At 68.6% G+C, this 16140-nt stretch carries 16 protein-coding genes; 12 read left to right on the plus strand and 4 right to left on the minus strand.

Annotation, left to right across the window (positions count from 1 at the left end; genetic code table 11):
* The first annotated feature begins 11 nt into the window (after window positions 1-11).
* The 12 genes from mhpD (at window position 12) to LE190_RS06525 (ending at window position 11676) form a co-directional block, all read left to right on the plus strand.
* On the plus strand, window positions 12-827 hold the full coding sequence (mhpD, locus tag LE190_RS06470) for a 2-keto-4-pentenoate hydratase (RefSeq protein ID WP_225237907.1): 816 nt from the start codon (window positions 12-14) through the stop codon (window positions 825-827).
* 2 nt (window positions 828-829) lie between these two features.
* Complete coding sequence (locus LE190_RS06475; RefSeq protein WP_225237908.1) at window positions 830-1807, plus strand: acetaldehyde dehydrogenase (acetylating); 978 nt, start codon at window positions 830-832, stop codon at window positions 1805-1807.
* A gap of 12 nt (window positions 1808-1819) precedes the next feature.
* A complete protein-coding gene (dmpG, locus tag LE190_RS06480; protein ID WP_225237909.1) occupies window positions 1820-2854 on the plus strand; it encodes a 4-hydroxy-2-oxovalerate aldolase in 1035 nt (344 codons plus the stop codon).
* 177 nt (window positions 2855-3031) lie between these two features.
* Window positions 3032-4000: an IS1595 family transposase gene (locus LE190_RS06485; RefSeq protein ID WP_225237910.1), complete on the plus strand. Its 969-nt coding sequence runs from the start codon at window positions 3032-3034 to the stop codon at window positions 3998-4000.
* Between the two features lie 408 nt (window positions 4001-4408).
* On the plus strand, window positions 4409-5554 hold the full coding sequence (locus LE190_RS06490; RefSeq protein ID WP_225237911.1) for a porin: 1146 nt from the start codon (window positions 4409-4411) through the stop codon (window positions 5552-5554).
* Window positions 5555-5587: 33 nt separating this feature from the next.
* Window positions 5588-6094 (plus strand): hypothetical protein, encoded by a 507-nt coding sequence (locus tag LE190_RS06495; protein ID WP_225237912.1) that lies wholly within the window; start codon window positions 5588-5590, stop codon window positions 6092-6094.
* The gene (locus LE190_RS06500; RefSeq protein ID WP_225237913.1) at window positions 6095-6280 is read left to right on the plus strand and encodes a hypothetical protein; all 186 of its coding nucleotides are present in this window, start codon (window positions 6095-6097) and stop codon (window positions 6278-6280) included.
* A 32-nt stretch (window positions 6281-6312) separates the two neighbouring features.
* A complete protein-coding gene (locus LE190_RS06505; RefSeq protein WP_225237914.1) occupies window positions 6313-7857 on the plus strand; it encodes an MmgE/PrpD family protein in 1545 nt (514 codons plus the stop codon).
* 83 nt (window positions 7858-7940) lie between these two features.
* Window positions 7941-9062 (plus strand): DctP family TRAP transporter solute-binding subunit, encoded by a 1122-nt coding sequence (locus LE190_RS06510; protein ID WP_225237915.1) that lies wholly within the window; start codon window positions 7941-7943, stop codon window positions 9060-9062.
* Between the two features lie 97 nt (window positions 9063-9159).
* Complete coding sequence (locus LE190_RS06515; protein ID WP_225237916.1) at window positions 9160-9648, plus strand: hypothetical protein; 489 nt, start codon at window positions 9160-9162, stop codon at window positions 9646-9648.
* Window positions 9649-9694: 46 nt separating this feature from the next.
* Window positions 9695-10243 (plus strand): DoxX family protein, encoded by a 549-nt coding sequence (locus tag LE190_RS06520; RefSeq protein ID WP_225237917.1) that lies wholly within the window; start codon window positions 9695-9697, stop codon window positions 10241-10243.
* A 38-nt stretch (window positions 10244-10281) separates the two neighbouring features.
* Entirely contained in the window at window positions 10282-11676 is a 1395-nt protein-coding gene (locus LE190_RS06525; RefSeq protein WP_225237918.1) for an MFS transporter, read from the plus strand.
* A gap of 311 nt (window positions 11677-11987) precedes the next feature.
* Here the strand turns inward: LE190_RS06525 and LE190_RS06530 are convergent, their stop codons facing one another.
* The 4 genes from LE190_RS06530 to LE190_RS06545 are packed head-to-tail and all read right to left on the minus strand — an operon-like array spanning window position 11988 to window position 15874.
* Window positions 11988-12980 (minus strand): PDR/VanB family oxidoreductase, encoded by a 993-nt coding sequence (locus LE190_RS06530; protein WP_225237919.1) that lies wholly within the window; start codon window positions 12978-12980, stop codon window positions 11988-11990.
* A 3-nt stretch (window positions 12981-12983) separates the two neighbouring features.
* Entirely contained in the window at window positions 12984-13847 is an 864-nt protein-coding gene (locus LE190_RS06535; protein WP_225237920.1) for a fumarylacetoacetate hydrolase family protein, read from the minus strand.
* Between the two features lie 23 nt (window positions 13848-13870).
* A complete protein-coding gene (locus LE190_RS06540) occupies window positions 13871-14878 on the minus strand; it encodes a cupin domain-containing protein (protein ID WP_225237921.1) in 1008 nt (335 codons plus the stop codon).
* A gap of 9 nt (window positions 14879-14887) precedes the next feature.
* Window positions 14888-15874, minus strand: coding sequence for a substrate-binding domain-containing protein (locus tag LE190_RS06545; protein ID WP_225237922.1), 987 nt, complete (start codon window positions 15872-15874; stop codon window positions 14888-14890).
* Window positions 15875-16140: the final 266 nt, after the last annotated feature.

Genomic DNA, 16140 nt, shown 5'->3' on the forward strand with positions numbered 1-16140 from the left:
CGGAGACACACATGAACCAGCAACACATCAAGGACATCGCCGACCTGCTCTGGACGGCCGAACAGGAAGGCACCCCGGTCGCGCCGCTGCGCGGGCGCATCCGGGAAGCGGCCGCCAGCGGCGACCCGCTGGCCTGCGCCTATGCCATCCAGCAGTACAACGCGCAGCGCCGCATCGACGGCGGCGCGCGCGTGGTCGGCCGCAAGATCGGCCTGACCTCGACCGCGGTCCAGCAGCAGCTGGGCGTGGATTCGCCCGACTTCGGCGTGCTGTTCGCCGACATGGCGTATGGCGACGGCGAACCGATCCCCTGGGCGCGCGTGCTGCAGCCCAAGGTGGAAGCCGAGATCGCCCTGGTGCTGGAGCGCGACCTGCTGCACGAGCGCCACACCTTCGCCGACCTGATCTCGGCCACCGCCTATGCGCTGCCCGCGATCGAGGTGGTCGGCAGCCGCATCGAGAACTGGGACATCAAGCTGCTCGACACCGTCGCCGACAACGCCTCGTCCAGCCTGTTCGTGCTGGGCTCCGCCCCCACCAGGCTGGAGCACCTGGACCTGGTCAACTGCACCATGACGATGGAACGGCGTGGCGAGACCGTCTCCCGCGGCAGCGGGGCGGCCTGCCTGGCCAACCCGCTCAACGCCGCGGTCTGGCTGGCCGACAGGATGGTCAAGCTTGGCACGCCGCTGCGCGCCGGCGACGTGCTGCTCACCGGCGCCCTCGGCCCGATGGCGGCGGTGGCGGCGGGCGACCGCTTCCTGGCCCGCATCGAGGGCCTGGGCGAGGTCAGCGCCGTGTTCGCACAACAAGCTGAAAAGGAATGAACATGACTACCCAACAAAGTCCGCACAAGAAACGCGTCGCCATCATCGGCCCCGGCAACATCGGCACCGACCTGATGATCAAGATCCTGCGGCATGGCAAGCACCTGGAAATGGGCGCCATGGTCGGCATCGACCCGGCCTCGGACGGCCTGGCACGCGCCGCGCGCATGGACGTGGCCGTCACCCACGAAGGCGTGGAAGGGCTGGCGCGCCTGCCGGAGTTCGACAGCATCGACATCGTGTTCGACGCCACCTCGGCCGGCGCCCACGTGAAGAATGACGCCTTCCTGCGCGGGCTGCGCCCGAACCTGCGCATGGTCGACCTGACCCCGGCCGCGATCGGACCCTACTGCATTCCGGTGGTGAACGGCGACCAGCATGTGGACGCGCCGAACGTGAACATGGTCACCTGCGGCGGCCAGGCCACCATCCCGATGGTGGCGGCGGTCTCGCGCGTGGCGCCGGTGCATTACGCCGAGATCGTGGCCTCGATCGCCAGCAAGTCGGCCGGCCCGGGCACCCGCGCCAACATCGACGAGTTCACCGAAACCACCTCGCGCGCCATCGTCGAGGTGGGCGGGGCGCGCGAAGGCAAGGCGATCATCGTCATGAACCCGGCCGAGCCGCCCCTCATCATGCGCGACACCGTGTACTGCCTGGCGGCCGAGGGCGCCGACCAGGACGCGATCCGCGCCTCCGTCGAGCAGATGGCGGCCGACGTCGCCGCCTATGTGCCGGGCTACCGCCTGAAGCAGGAAGTCCAGTTTGAGCGACTCGAAGGGGCACAGGCCCCGAACCTGCCAGGCATCGGGCGCCAGGCCGGCCTGAAGGTCTCGATCTTCCTCGAGGTCGAAGGCGCGGCCCATTACCTGCCGGCGTATGCGGGCAACCTCGACATCATGACCAGCGCCGCCATGGCCACCGCCGAGCGCATCGCCGCCGGCATGCTGGCCGCGCAGCCGCCAGCGCTGGCCGCTTAACCGGAGACACCCATGTTCGACCACGACAAGAAAATATATGTTTCGGACGTCACCCTGCGTGACGGCATGCACGCGGTGCGCCACCAGTATTCGATCGAGGACGCGGTGCGCATCGCGCGCGCCCTCGACGCCGCCCGGGTCGATTCGATCGAAGTGGCGCATGGCGACGGCCTGCGCGGCTCCAGCTTCAACTACGGTTTCGGCGCCCACACCGACCTGGAATGGATCGCGGCGGTGGCCGCCAACCTGCAGCACGCCAAGGTGGCGACGCTGCTGCTGCCTGGCATCGGCACCATCCACGACCTGAAGAACGCCTACGACGCCGGCGCGCGCGTGGTGCGCGTGGCAACCCACTGCACCGAGGCCGACATCGCGCGCCAGCACATCGAGTATGCGCGCGAGCTGGGCATGGACACGGTCGGCTTCCTGATGATGAGCCACATGAACACCCCGGAAGGGCTGGCGCAGCAGGGCAAGCTGATGGAAAGCTACGGCGCCCAGTGCATCTATGTGGTCGACTCGGGCGGCGCGATGAACATGTACGACATCGCGGCACGCTTCAAGGCCATGAAGGACGTGCTCAGGCCGGAGACCCAGACCGGCATGCACGCCCACCACAACCTGAGCCTGGGCGTGGCCAATTCGCTGGTGGCGCTGGAACACGGCTGCGACCGGGTCGACGCCAGCCTGACCGGCATGGGGGCGGGCGCCGGCAATGCGCCGCTGGAGGTGTTCATCGCCGCCGCCGACCGCATGGGCCTGAAGCACGGCTGCGACGTCAAGGGCCTGATCGACGCCGCCGAGGACATCGTGCGCCCGCTCCAGGAACGCCCGGTGCGGGTCGACCGCGAGACCCTGGCGCTCGGCTATGCCGGCGTGTATTCAAGCTTCCTGCGCCATGCCGAGGCGGCGTCGCAGCGCTACGGTATTCCGGCCTTCGACATCCTGGTGGAGCTGGGCAAGCGGCGCATGGTGGGTGGGCAGGAAGACATGATCGTCGACGTGGCGCTCGACATGCTGAAAGGGCGCGAAGCGGCTGCCGCCTGAGCGGGCCATGGCCGATGGCACGGTGCGCGATGCACCACGATGCGGCGTCCGCGATGGAGCCGCCCACCCACGGTGGGCGGCTTTTTCATTGGCGCAGTCAGCCGGACATATGGATGAGACCTGAACTGCCGAGCAGTTCGGCGGTCGAACGCTTGTCTCCCTCGACAGGAACCGATCATGCGCGCTCCCCGCTTCAGGAAGTGGTTCGCCCAGCTGCCCGCACTGAACGTGCCGCAGCGCCTGCAGACGCTCTCGGCCCTGCATCCGGCTGCCGGACTCGACCGCATCATCGCCCTCATTGCCCAGGTCAAGGAAGGCAGGCGCCGCTGCCCCGCCTGCGCTTGCGAGCGCTACTACCGGCATGGCCAGGCCAACGGCCTGCAGCGCTACCGCTGCCGTGAGTGCGGCCGCACCTATAACGACCTGAGCGGCACACCACTGGCGCACCTGCGGCTACGGGAGAAGTGGCTCGACTACCTGAACACGATGCTCGATTCGAAATCGGTGCGCAAAGCGGCCAGGGAGGTCGGCGTACACCGCAACACGGCCTTCCGGTGGCGCCACCGCTTTCTCGACCAAGCCAGGCACGATCGTCCCAAGACCTTGAGCGGTATCGCCGAAGCGGACGAGATGTTCATCCTCGAATCGCAAAAGGGGTCGCGCAAGCTGGACAGGCCGGCGCGCAAGCGCGGTGGTCGGGCACACAAGCGCGGAATTTCAAGCGAGCTCGACTGCATCCTGGTGGCGCGCGACCGTAGCGGACAGACGATCGATGCGGTCGTAGGCCGGGGTCCCTTGAAAGCCGGGCAGCTGGAGCGCCATCTGCTGCCCAAGCTCGACCGGCAGGTGCTGCTGGTGAGCGATTCCCACGCTGCCTACCGCGCGTTCGCCCGCAAGCACCGCATTGCGCATGAGGCGGTCAACCTGCAGGCCGGCATACGGGTCCGTCGCCGAGCTGCCGGCGCCATCCACGTCCAGAACGTCAACGCCTATCACGCGCGCTTGCGGCAGTGGCTCAGCCACTTCCGCGGCGTGGCCTCACGCTACCTGCCCAACTATCTGGGCTGGCGTTGGGCGCTCGACGGAGAACGCATCACGACTGCAGAACAATTGCTGCGGATCGCGATCGGAGCCATCAACAAATAACGGTGACAGCGCCTTTTCGTTGGCGCGCCTTGCATGGTGCGGAAAAACGCGTTAATTCATGCAAAAAGCGTATAGCAGCGATGCGGGGATTCATGTTGCACGCGCACCAGCATGGGGCGAGAATTCTAGAACAGACCTTCCAGAGCAAAGACTCTGGTGATATAAATAAAGACGGAGACTTCATGACCTACGTGCCCACCCGCCATTCCGGCCGGCCAGCAGCCATCCTTACCAGGGACCCGCTGCGCGCGCTACCGACCCAGCTTCGCCTCGCACCCCGCAGGCACTGATCCGCCTTCATCGACGATTTCGCATGACCAGCGCCGCTGCGCGGCAGCCCACGCAAGAGGGGCCGAGCCGGCAAACGGGCAGCCGCCACGGCGCGCCCGCCACCAGATTGGAGACAGCATGAAGAAGTTTGTAGCCGGCATGACCGCCCTGTGCGCCAGCGCCGTTTCGTTCGCCCAGGGGGCGCCAGCGGCGCCGTCCCCGGCGGGCAGCAGCATCAAGATCTACGGCACCGCGGATATCTCGCTGGCGCGCTACCGCACCTCGGGCGAATCCAAGACGGCCATGCACGCCGGCGGCGCCGGCTCGCGCCTCGGCTTCCTGATCAGCGAGGGCCTGGGCGACGGCTGGAACCTGGGTGGCCGCCTGGAGATGGGCTTCAACCTGGATACCGGCACTCCCAGCTCCACCAACGGCAACCCGAACCGCGTGTTCAGCCGCCAGGCCTACGTCGAGCTGGCGCACCGCGACCTGGGTGCGCTGCGCCTCGGCCGCCAGCAGGGGCCGACCTACGACTTCTTCCCGACCTATGATCCGATGCTGCTGCCGGCCATGGATGCCTGGGGCGTGGTCACCACCCTGGGCAGCCCGCTGCCCGGCTACGGCAGCGGCAGCGGCAGCGGCAGGCCGAGCGGCTTCCTGATCAACCCGACCGCGCGCACCGAAAACACCATCGGCTACATCTCGCCGCGCCGCGGCGGGGTGCAGGGACGCCTTTCCTACAGCCCGAACGAAGGCTCGGCCACGGTCGCCAGGCTGCTGGAGGCGAACCTCGACTATGTCGCCGGACCGCTGCAGGTGGGCGTGCTGTACGTGAAGGCCGGAGGGCTGAATGGCAACGGCGCGGTGCTGGCCACCGACCCGAACGAGGAAATCGCTTTTGGCGCCAAGTACCAGGCCGGCCCCGTCCACCCGTATTTCACCTACATCCGGCGCGATATCACCGACCCGACGCGGCGCGCGGGCGGCGGTGTCATGAACGGCAACAGCGAGACCGCGCGCCTGTTCGGCGTGGCCATCCCGGTGTCGGCGCGCGGCACCGTGCGCATGACCTACGGCCTCTATTCCAGCGGCGCCGCCGACAGCGACGCGAAGAACTACGGCATCGCCTACACCTATGAAGTCAATCCGCGCCTGATGCTGATGGCGGCCGCGACCCACCTGTCGCAGGACGGCGCGGCGCGCTTCCCGGTGTTCCAGAGCACCATCCCGCGCGCCGGCGAGTCGGTCGACGCCGTCACCGCGGGCCTGACCTGGCGTTTCTGAGTTCTTCCCTAGATCCCCACCCAAGGAGTCGACATGTCCAAGCAATCGCCCTGGTACTACATCATCCAATGGATACGCTGCTATTTCGGCGCCCACTTGCTGTTCTCCGGCATCCGCTATGCCGCGACCGGCTATGTTCCCGAGATCCCCGGCGTCGGCGGCGAATGGGTGCAGGCCAATGCCAACATCTACCTGTACCAGATGATCAAGTACCTGGAGATCGTCACCGGTCTCCTGATCCTGAGCGGGCGCTTCACGCTGCTCGGACTGATCCTGGAATTCCCGGCCACCGTGAACATCTTCTGGCTCAACACCTTCATCGTGGCCACCCCGCGCCAGCTGTTCACCGGTCCGCAGGAACTGTTCCTGAACGGCGTGCTGCTGCTGGCCTACAGCGGCTGGATGGCGGCCGTGCTGCGGCCGAAGCTCGAGCCGCTGTGGCTGTGGGAGGGCTGGCGTGCCTACCGTCCCATCGTCAACGGCGACATCGCCGAAGCGCCCAAGACCCGTTCCAACCCCATCGCCAGCGAGGTGCACTGAATGAATCAAGCCAAATGGATTGCCATCGTCGTCTGCGTGCTGCTGACCATCGGCGCCTACATCGGCTCGACCGGCCTGTTCTACGCCGAGTTCCGCCCGATCCGCAACTACGACCTGGTGGCCTTCGCGACTTCCTGGGCCGGCCTGATCTACTACCTGGTGCGCGACCGCAAGGCCAGGCACTGATGGCCCGCCATGGCGCGTACAACAAGGAGACGATGATGGAATCGAGCCGCAGGAAATTTGTTGGACTGTCCGCCTTGCTGGCCTCGGGCTGGATGGCCGCGCCGGCCTGGGCCTGGCAGGAGCCGGGCAAGGGGTCGGCCGCAGCGCCCGCAGCAGGCGGCGCGCCGGTACCGGCGCCGGACGCGATCTACGCCCTGGTCGACCATTGCCTGGACACCCGCTACGAGGCGCTGCCGCCCGAGGTGGTGGCCGCCACCCGGGTCCAGATCCTGGATACGGTGGCGGTGGCGCTGCCGGCGCTCGACGCCGACGGCATCCGCCAGCTGGCCGCCTGGAGCCGCGAGACCGGCGGCAAGGGCGAGAGCCTGGTGCTGGGGACCCGCCTGCGCCTGCCGGCCGAGAAGGCGGCGCGCCTGAATGCGGCGATGGCCGCGGCGCTGGAATTCGACGACACCTATGAGCCGTCGCTGATGCACGCCTCCTGCACCATCGTCCCGGTGGCGCTGGCGGTGGCCGAGCAGGTCGCGGCGCAGGGGCGCAAGGTCTCCGGCAAGGAGCTGATCGCGGCGGTGGCCACCGGTACCGACGCGGCCTGCCGCCTGTCGCGCGCCGGTTCCCCCGGCCTCTCTCCCTTCATCGTCGGCTGGGACCCGACCCCGATGTACGGCTTCCTGGCGGCGGCCATGGTGTCGGCGCGCCTGATGGGCCTGAACCGCGAACAGGCGGCGTCCGCAGTCGGCCTGGCTTACCACCAGCTGTCCGGGAATGCCCAGGCGGCGGTCGACGGCACCCACGCCAAGCGCCTCGGTTCCGGCTTCGCGGCCTACGGCGGCATCCTGTCGGCGCGCCTGGCGAAACATGGCGTGATCGGCTCGGAACGCGTGCTGCAGGGCGTGAAAGGCCTGTTCAAGCAGTACCACGGTGGCAAGGTCGACCAGGAAGCGCTGCTGGGTGGCCTTGGCAAGCGCTACGCCGGGGTCGACATCGCGCCCAAGCCCTATCCGTCCTGCCGCGGCGGCCACGTGGCGATCGACGCTGCGCTGGAACTCGTCACCACCCACGGCATCCGCCCGCAGGACGTGGAATTGGTCACCTTCTACAGCCCGCCGGCCGAGATCATGCTGCTGGGCGCGCCGATCGAGAAAAAGCGCAATCCGCAAAGCGTGGTCGAGGCCCAGTTCAGCAATCCGTGGATGCTGGCCGCCGCGATCCAGGACCGCACGGTCGGGCTGCAGCATTTCAGCGAAGCGGCGCTCAAGCGCAGCGACCTGCGCGCGCTGGCGGCGCGCATGACGGCCGTGGAGGACAAGAGCCTGGTGCGTCCGGATGGCGGCCCCGGCTTCGTGCGCCTGGAACTACGTACCCGCGCCGGCCAGACCCATACGAAAACGGTGCAGTTCGCCAAGGGCGACCCGAAGAACCCGATGACGGCCCAGGAATACCGCGCCAAGGCCTTCGCCTGCACCGACGCCGCGCGCATGCCGCGCGCCCAGGCCGAGCGCCTGGTGGCGCGTTTCATGAAGCTGGAGGCGGAACCGGACGTCGCCGCCCTGAACGCCGCGCTGGCGATCGGCTAGGTGTGTGGCGGAGTTTCCTGTTTGCCATTGTATGCGGAGTGGGTTAAATGATAGTCTCAAGAAACAATGTAACGGCTAGCACGATGCTTGTGACACTCCTTGCCCACTTCGCCACGTCTGCCCGGCGTGCCAGGAGCCTGCTGGCGGCGCGGCCCGCATGCCAGTTTTCCTGCATGCTTGCCTGCCTGTTAGCCTGCCTGCCGGCGCCGGCGTTCGCCGCCGCACAGGACGCGCCGGGGACGGCTGCCGTGCGCGAACTCGACATCGCCGACTACCGCGCCTACCTGGCCGAGGACCACCCGGCGCGCATGGGCATGCGCCGCTTCGCGCAGCTGGTGGAGCAGGGCAGCGCCGGCACCCTGCGCCTGCGGGTGCGTGGCGACGCCGTGCCCGGCGCGCCGGGCCGCCAGATCGCCGCCGTGGCCGCGGCCGAGGCAAACGCGCCGGCCCTGATGCTGGTGGCGGCTTCGGGCCTGGCCGGGCTGGCGCCGGCCTTTTCCCTGCTCGACCTGCCTTTCCTGCTGCGCGACGCGGACCATGCCGACGCCGTGCTCGACGGCCCCTTCGGCGATGCCTTGCTGGCGCGCCTGGCGCAGGTCGACGCGCGGCAGGACGCGGGGCTGATCGGCCTGGCCTGGTGGGAAAACGGCTTTCGCCACATCACCAGCGCCGGCGCCCCGCTGCGCGGCGCCGCCGCGCTGCGCGGCCTGACGCTGCGCGTGCCGGACGAACCGGTATTCGTCGAAGGCGCTCGCGCCATGGGCGCCGATCCGCTGCCCTTGCCTTTCGGCGCCCTGTACGGAGCGCTGCAGAGCGGCCGCGCCGCGGCGCAAGACAATTTCCTTTCCCAGATCCTGGCCGGACGCCTGTACGAGGTGCAGCAGTCCCTGACCCTCACCGATCACTCGTATGGCGCGCTGGTGCTGGTGGTTAACCGTGCCGCCTGGCGGGCGCTCGCGCCCGACCAGCAAGCCGTGCTGGGCGCGGCCGCGCGCGAGGCGGGCCGCCACCAGCGCGCCGTCGCGCGGGCCCAGGCCGGGCAAGCCCTTGCCGAGCTGGCGCGCCATGGCCTGGCCGTGCACACGCTGGCCCCGTCCGAGCGCGCGCGGCTGCGCCAGGCGACGGCGCCGCTGCGCGACATTCATTTCAGCCGCCACGGGGACGACCTGCGGCGGCGCTTCGAGGAGCAGGGCGCGCTTCCCTGAGGCGCCGCCATGGCATGCACAAGAACATCATCGATACAGGAGACATCGTGAACCAAGCAAATCCAGAGCGAGCCGGCCGCGCCGGCAGGGAGCAGTCATGATCAGCGACAGCAAACTGAATGCCGTCTCGGTGGGCCTGGGCCTGCTGCTGACGGCCTACGTGGCCCAGGACCTGCATTTCAATCCACGCTGGTATGGCGACACCGGCCCGGGCGTGGGCAAGATGCCGCGCGAAGTGGTGGCCGGCTACATGGACATCGCCTACGGCCGCGGCAAGGTGGACGAGGCGGCGCGCCTGTACTACACGCCGAAGACCGTGGACGCCACCCCGCACGCCCCCTACCGCAGCGATGCCGGTCCCCTGACGTCGACCGTGCGCCAGGTGGTGGCCGAGGGCCTGAACGTGGTCGTGCACCACTGCGTCGAAGGCGCCGGCCCGGCACGCGAAGTGATCGACATGTTCCGCACCTCGAACGGACGGATCGCCTGGCGCAAGACGATCGCCCAGCCGGCCGACGGCGGCAGCTGCGCCGCCAGCAACCTGGCCCGGCCGCTCGACCTCGGCCTGAAGCCGGCCAAGGCCTGAGCCGGCGCGCCGCGCCACCCAACCCAACGCAACGGAGACAAGCATCATGGCAGTCACAACCCGGAGCCTGACTGGCACCACCCACAAGCTCGACGCCTGGTTCGTCGGCAAACTCATCCTGATTTTCTTCCGCATCATGCTGGGGGCCTGGATGATCGTCAGCGGCGCCAGCCACCTGCTGTCGGTGTTCGGCTATCCGCCCATCTTCCCCCAGCCGCTGGGCAATATGCACCCGTCGAACGTGATGCTGGTGTCGCTGCTCGAGGTCGGCCTGTTCGACCTCGTCAAGACCGTCGAACTGGTGGTCGGCCTGTGCCTCGTGTTCAACGTGTTCGTGCCGCTTGCGCTGGCCGTGGCGCTGCCGGTGTCGTACATGGTGTTCCACAACTCGATCGCCCTGAACTTCCGTTACGAGCGCATCTTCAGCACCTACATGGCCGTGTGGTGCCTGTACATGAACATCATCCTGCTGCTGGCGCACATCCGCTACTACCTGCCGATGCTCAGGATGCGCGCCCCGATGGGCAGGCTGGAAGACCTGAAGGGCCTGGCCACCATCTTCCAGGACCCGGAACGCCCGCAGGGCGGCCGCTGAACCCTTCGCCATTCGATCAACTCATTCGCGGAACCAACATGGCAGACCATATCAACCAGGCCGAGATGGCCAAGAGCCGCCGGCGCGCCGTCATTGCCAGCTACCTGGGCACGACGCTCGAATACTACGACTTCCTCCTGTACGGCGTTGCCGCCGCGCTGGTCTTCCCGCACATCTTCTTCGTCAGCATGAATCCGGCGCTGGCCACGATGTCGGCCTTCGCCACGCTGGCCGCCGGCTACTTCGCGCGGCCGCTGGGCGCGGTGGTGTTCGGCCACTATGGCGACCGCCTGGGACGCAAGAAGATCCTGATGATCACGCTGATGATGATGGGCGGCGCCAGCGTCCTGATCGGCCTGCTGCCGAGCTACCAGCAGATCGGCGTCCTGGCGCCGATCCTGTTGGTGGTGCTGCGCCTGGTCCAGGGCTTCGCCATCGGCGGCGAGTGGGGCGGCGCCACCCTGATGTCGATGGAGCACGCCAAGCCGCGCGGCCGCGGCCTGGCGGTCTCGATCGTCGCCTCGGGCGGTCCCAGCGGCGCACTGCTGGGCACCATGGTGATGATGCTGTTCTCCAAGCTGCCGAACGAGGACTTCCTCGCCTGGGGCTGGCGTATTCCCTTCCTGCTCAGCGCACTGCTGCTGGTGCTGGGCATCCTGATCCGCCGTAAGGTCGACGAGACCCCGGAATTCGAGGAAGCGCGCAAGAAACGCCTGGCTTCCGGCAAGAAGGTCAGCGTGCTGCCGGTGGTGACGGTGTTCCGCCACAACCGCGCCCAGGTGCTGTCGGGCGTGATCGGCGGCCTGGCGCCGCTCGCTTTCGCCACCTTCGCCGCGGCCTTCCTGCTCAACTACGCCGTCACGGTGGGACACAGCCGCACCGATTCGCTGCTGGCGATGACGGTGGCGAACTTCCTGCACATCTTCACTATGCCCTGCTTCGGCGCACTGTCCGACCGCTTCGGCCGCCGTCCGCTGCTGCTGACGGGCGCCTTCCTGGGCGTGGTGCTGATCTGGCCGATCTTCCTGCTGGTGAACGCGGGCAGCCTGGGCGCGCTGATCCTGGCGCTGGTCCTGGCGCTGCCGCTGATCCAGGCCATGCTGGGCGGCCCGGTGAACACCTGGATGGGCGAGAAGTTCGCGGCCGACGTGCGCTACAGCGGCATCGCGGTGACCTTCCAGATCGCCTCGACGCTGGGCTCGGGCCTGTCGCCGATGATCGCCTCGGCCCTGCTGGCGATGGGCGGCGGCAGCGATCCGACCCTGGTGGCCTGCTTCTTCGGCGGCGTGAGCGTGGTCAGCGCGATCGCCTACTACTTCAGCGCCGAGCGCTTCGACCAGGAGCTGCCGGTGTACACCGCCGGCACCGACGAGGCGCGCGACGCCGAGCGCAAGCTGGCGGCGATCGACGGCGGCAAGCTCGGGGCGCGCTGAGCGACAGGAATCCGAATCGTCATCGACGCAACGCCCGCTGCATGCAGCGGGCGTTTTTCATGGGAGGGTCGGGGTGGCCGGCTCGACCTGGTACCGAGAGCAGGTGGGGCGGGGCAAGCCGTGGCGCATCTGAACACCGGGGTGTTGAACGCGTGGGCGGCGTCACTGCCGCGTCGGACAAGGCGTTCAGGTGGAGCCGCCCACCCTACGACAGGTTTGTTGACGAAGCACCGCGGATCCGTCCGAACGGCTGGGAATGGCAAAAAAAAGACGCCGGGAGTCACCCGGCGCAAAGGAGGAAGAAGGGAGAATTACAGGTCGAGCACTAGCCGCTCGCACCTGGCGCGCGAGCAGCACACCATCATCGATTTGTTGGAAGCGCGCTGGGCTGCCGTGAGGACTTCGTCGCGGTGTTCGACCTCGCCCTCCAGCACCGCCACTTCGCAGCAGCCGCAGATGCCTGCCTCGCAGGACGAATCGACGGCGATGCCGTTTTCGTTCAGCACCTGCAGGATGGTGGCGCCGGACGGCACGCGCAGCTCGACGCCGCTCCTGGCCAGCTGCACCACGAAGCCGTCGCCGCCGGTGGCCACCGGCGCGCTGGCGCCGAAGCGCTCCAGGTGCACGGTTTCCGGCGCGCGTCCGGCGGCTGCGGCCTCGTAGGCGGCCAGCATCGGGGCCGGACCGCAGCAGTAGAAATGGGTGCCGGCCGGCGCCGCCGCCACGATGGCGGCCATGTCCAGCACGGACTGCGCCTCCTCGTCCACGTGCAGGTGCAAGCGCTCGCCGAAGCGCGCCAGCTCGGGCAGGAAGGCGAGGTCGGCGCGGGTGCGGCTGGCGTACCACAGCGTGAACGGCGCGCCGAGGGCGGCCAGGCGCTCGGCCATGCACAGGATCGGCGTGATCCCGATGCCGCCCGCCAACAGCACGGTGTGCGGCGCGTCTTCCTTCAGCGGAAACAGGTTGCGCGGCTGCGACAGCGTCAGTTCCGCGCCCACCCGCAGCGTCTCGTGCATGTAGCGCGAGCCGCCGCGGCTGTTCGGGTCGCGTTTCACACCCACCAGGTAGCGTCCCGGTGCCGGATGCGCTTCGATCAGCGAATACGAGCGCGTGATGCCGTTGGCCAGGTGCACGTCGACGTGGGCGCCGGGCGTGGTGGCCGGCAGCGGCGCGCCGGCCGGGTCGACGAACTCGAACAGCTGGATGTCGCGGGTCACGTAGCGCACCGACTGCAGGCGCACCCGCAGCCGGTCCTGCGCCGTTGCCGGCGCGACCGCGGCCGGCATGGGGAAGGGCGCGTTCATGGCCTACTCCCCGGCCGCGCGGACCGCGACCCGCATAGCGCCGATACCTTCGATGGCGCAGTCCATCACGTCGCCCGGCCGCACCTGGCCGACGCCGGCGCAGGTGCCGCTCATGATGATGTCGCCCGGGTACAGCGTGTAGTAGCTCGAGGCCCAGGCAATCTGCTCGGCCAGTCCGATCAACATCTCCGCGGTGTTCGCCTTCTGGCGCAGCACGCCATTGACCTGCAGTTCGATGTCGAGCTTCTCGGCGTCGCCCGCTTCGTCGGCGGTGACCAGCCACGGGCCCAGCACCGCGTAGCTGTCGACCGACTTGCGCAGCGAGCGGTCTTCCGGCCCGCGCACCGTCATGTCGAGCGCGATCGCGTAGCCGGCCACGCAGGACAGCGCCTCGTCGACCGAGACATTGGCGGCGATCTTGCCGATCACCACGCCGAGCTCCATCTCGTGGTGCGACAGCCGCTGCGGGAAGCGCAGGGCCACGCCCTCGGATGGCCCGACCAGCGCGCTGGCGGCCTTCAGGAATAGTCCCTGCTCGCGCACCGCGCCCTTGTAGCGGTCGGTGAAGGTGGCCTGGTCGGCGTTCGCCTCGGCCACGTGGTCGGCATAGTTGACCGGTACGCCGATGATCTTGCCCGGGTTGGCCACCGGGCTCAGGAAGCGCGCCTCCTCGACCGGAATCGAGGGCGCGGCCGGCAGCAGCGCGGCAATCGCGGCGCGCACCGCGTCCAGGTGGGCGACCAGCAGGTCGCCCGGGGCTGCCGGGTAGCGCGCCGGGGGCAGGGCGGAGAGGGCGGCGCTGACGTTGAATACGCGGCCGTCGATGACGGCGCCGAGCTGTTGTTGGTTGTACCAGCAGATCTTCATGGGATGTCCTTCAGTGGGTCGGGTCAGGCGGCGGGCCTGGTTTCCTCGGTCAGCAGGCCGAGGCGGCGCAGCACGTCGGCGTCGGACACGATGAACAGGCGGGCGTCGCTGCTTGCGTGGTGCGCGGCCCAGTTGTGCTGCGGGATGGTGAAGGTGTCGCGCGGGCCCCAGGCAATGGTGTGCTCGCCGATGCGGGTCTCGCCCTGGCCCTCGACCACGGTGCACACCAGGTTGGCGCTGGTGCGCCGCGGCAGGGTCGGGGCGCCGGCATCGAGCTGCAGCATGCAGGTGTCGAGCATCGGCATGGCGCCGGCGCCGTCCAGCGGATTCACATAGCGCACCCTGCGCGCGCCATCGGGCGAGCGCGGGGCGTGGGCCAGGGCGCGCACCGCGTCCGCATACGGATAGCGGAACACGGGCGAATGCGCGCGCCGGCCGGGGATGGTCTCGGGGACGATGTTGGCCGAGGCAAACGCGGTATCCGGTATGGTGGCCGGCGCGTCCACGACCGGGCCGGGCTGGAATACGACGCTGCCGAGGTGGGCGTGCAGCGGCACGTCGAGCACGTCGAGCCAGACCACCGGCTCCGCGCCGTCGTGGCGGTGCTCGTGCCAGCACATGCCCGGAGTCAGCACGAGGTCGCCGAATTCCATCGGACATTCCTTGCCGTCGACCAGGGTCACGGCGCCGGCGCCTTCGAGCAGGAAGCGCAGCGCGTTCATCGTGTGGCGGTGCGGGCGCGCGGTCTCGCCGGGCAACAGGCATTGCAGGGCCGAGAGCACGCTGCCGCAGGTGAATTCGTCCGCCAGCGTCGCCGCGTGCGGGCTCCACATCTGCAGCACGCGGCGCTGCACCGCGGCCGGCGAGGTCTCCTGGAACGCCAGCTCGACCAGCGGCCGGGTCTCGCTCCAGCGCCAGATGTAGGGCGCCGCGGGCGGCGGCGGCGGCTTGTGCGCGTTCGGGCTGGCCCACAGCGGCGCCAGGCGCGCGGCGTGCCAGCGGGCATAGACGTCTGGGTTGGACTCGCTCATGGCAGGCCTTTACAGTTTGAAGGATTCGAAGGTGCCCGGGTGGAACAGGTCTTCCGGCTGCACGCGGCGCGTGGACAAACCCTGGCGGTGGTGATGGTCGAAGAACTTGTCCAGCACGTGGCGGTTCTCCTCGACGCCGTACGACCAGAAATCCTCGCCCATCAGATCGCGCGCTTCCTTCAGGCGTTCCTCGGCGAAGGGCAGGGTGATCTTGGTGGCCGAGGTCTCGCCCAGGTGCTCCAGCGCGGCTTGCTTTGACTGGTTGAAGGCCTTGAACACGGCGCCCGGCAGCCAGGGATGCTGCTGCGCCAGGCTGCGGCGCACGCCCAGGATGTGCATGATCGGGAAGATGCGGGTGCGGCGGAAGTAATCCTTGGCCGCTTCCACCGGATCGGGGAACAGCCAGCCGATGTCCGGCGTGCCGGCCGGGACGTCGGGCGCGCGCGGCGCGACATAGGCGTCGATCTCGCCCTTGGCCAGCAGGCTGGAGATGGTCTCGCCTTCGGGCGCGTCGACCAGGCGCACGTCCGGCGGCAGCGCCAGCTTGATCTTTTCCGGGCGGCCCGCGTGCGAGATGCCGCCGCGCACCCAGGTTACGTCCTCCGGCGCGACGCCGTAGTCGTCCTGCAGGATCGAGCGTACCCAGACGTTGGCGGTGAGCTGGTATTCCGGCAGGCCGATGCGGCAGCCGCGCAGGTCTTCGGGACGCTTGATGCGGTCGGTGCGCACGTAGATCGCGGTATGGCGGAAGGCGCGCGACAGGAAGACCGGTACCCCGACATAGGGCAGGGTGCCGGCGGCGGCTTTCACGGTGGAACTCGACAGCGACAGCTCGCAGATGTCGAACTCCTCGGCGCGGAAGGCGCGGAAGAAGATTTCCTCCGGCGAGAGCGTCATGAAGACCGGGTCCACGCCGTCGATCTGGACGGCGCCATCGATCAGGGGACGGCAACGGTCGTAATTCCCGATGGCCACGGAGAGCTGCAGTTTGGACATATGTTTCCTTGACGTGTGAGGCGGGTGCGGCGGCGGACGGACCATGCCGGGCCGCGCTGCGAGGGTGGAGCTATTTTTTGCCATCGCAGGAGAGGGAGCAACGCGAAAAGCCTCATTTCAGCTATGCGTACCCAGCATATCGGTATGGCGAAACGCACATTTCCGCATAGCTCCAGACTGGCATGCCCTGTTCCTCGCGCATGGCGGCGTCCCGCGTACGGGTGGCAATCCTGCAATGCCGCGTGTTACCATTTTTGTTCCCCTTG

The organism is Massilia hydrophila (assembly GCF_020208145.1).
GTDB lineage: Bacteria > Pseudomonadota > Gammaproteobacteria > Burkholderiales > Burkholderiaceae_D > Telluria > Telluria hydrophila.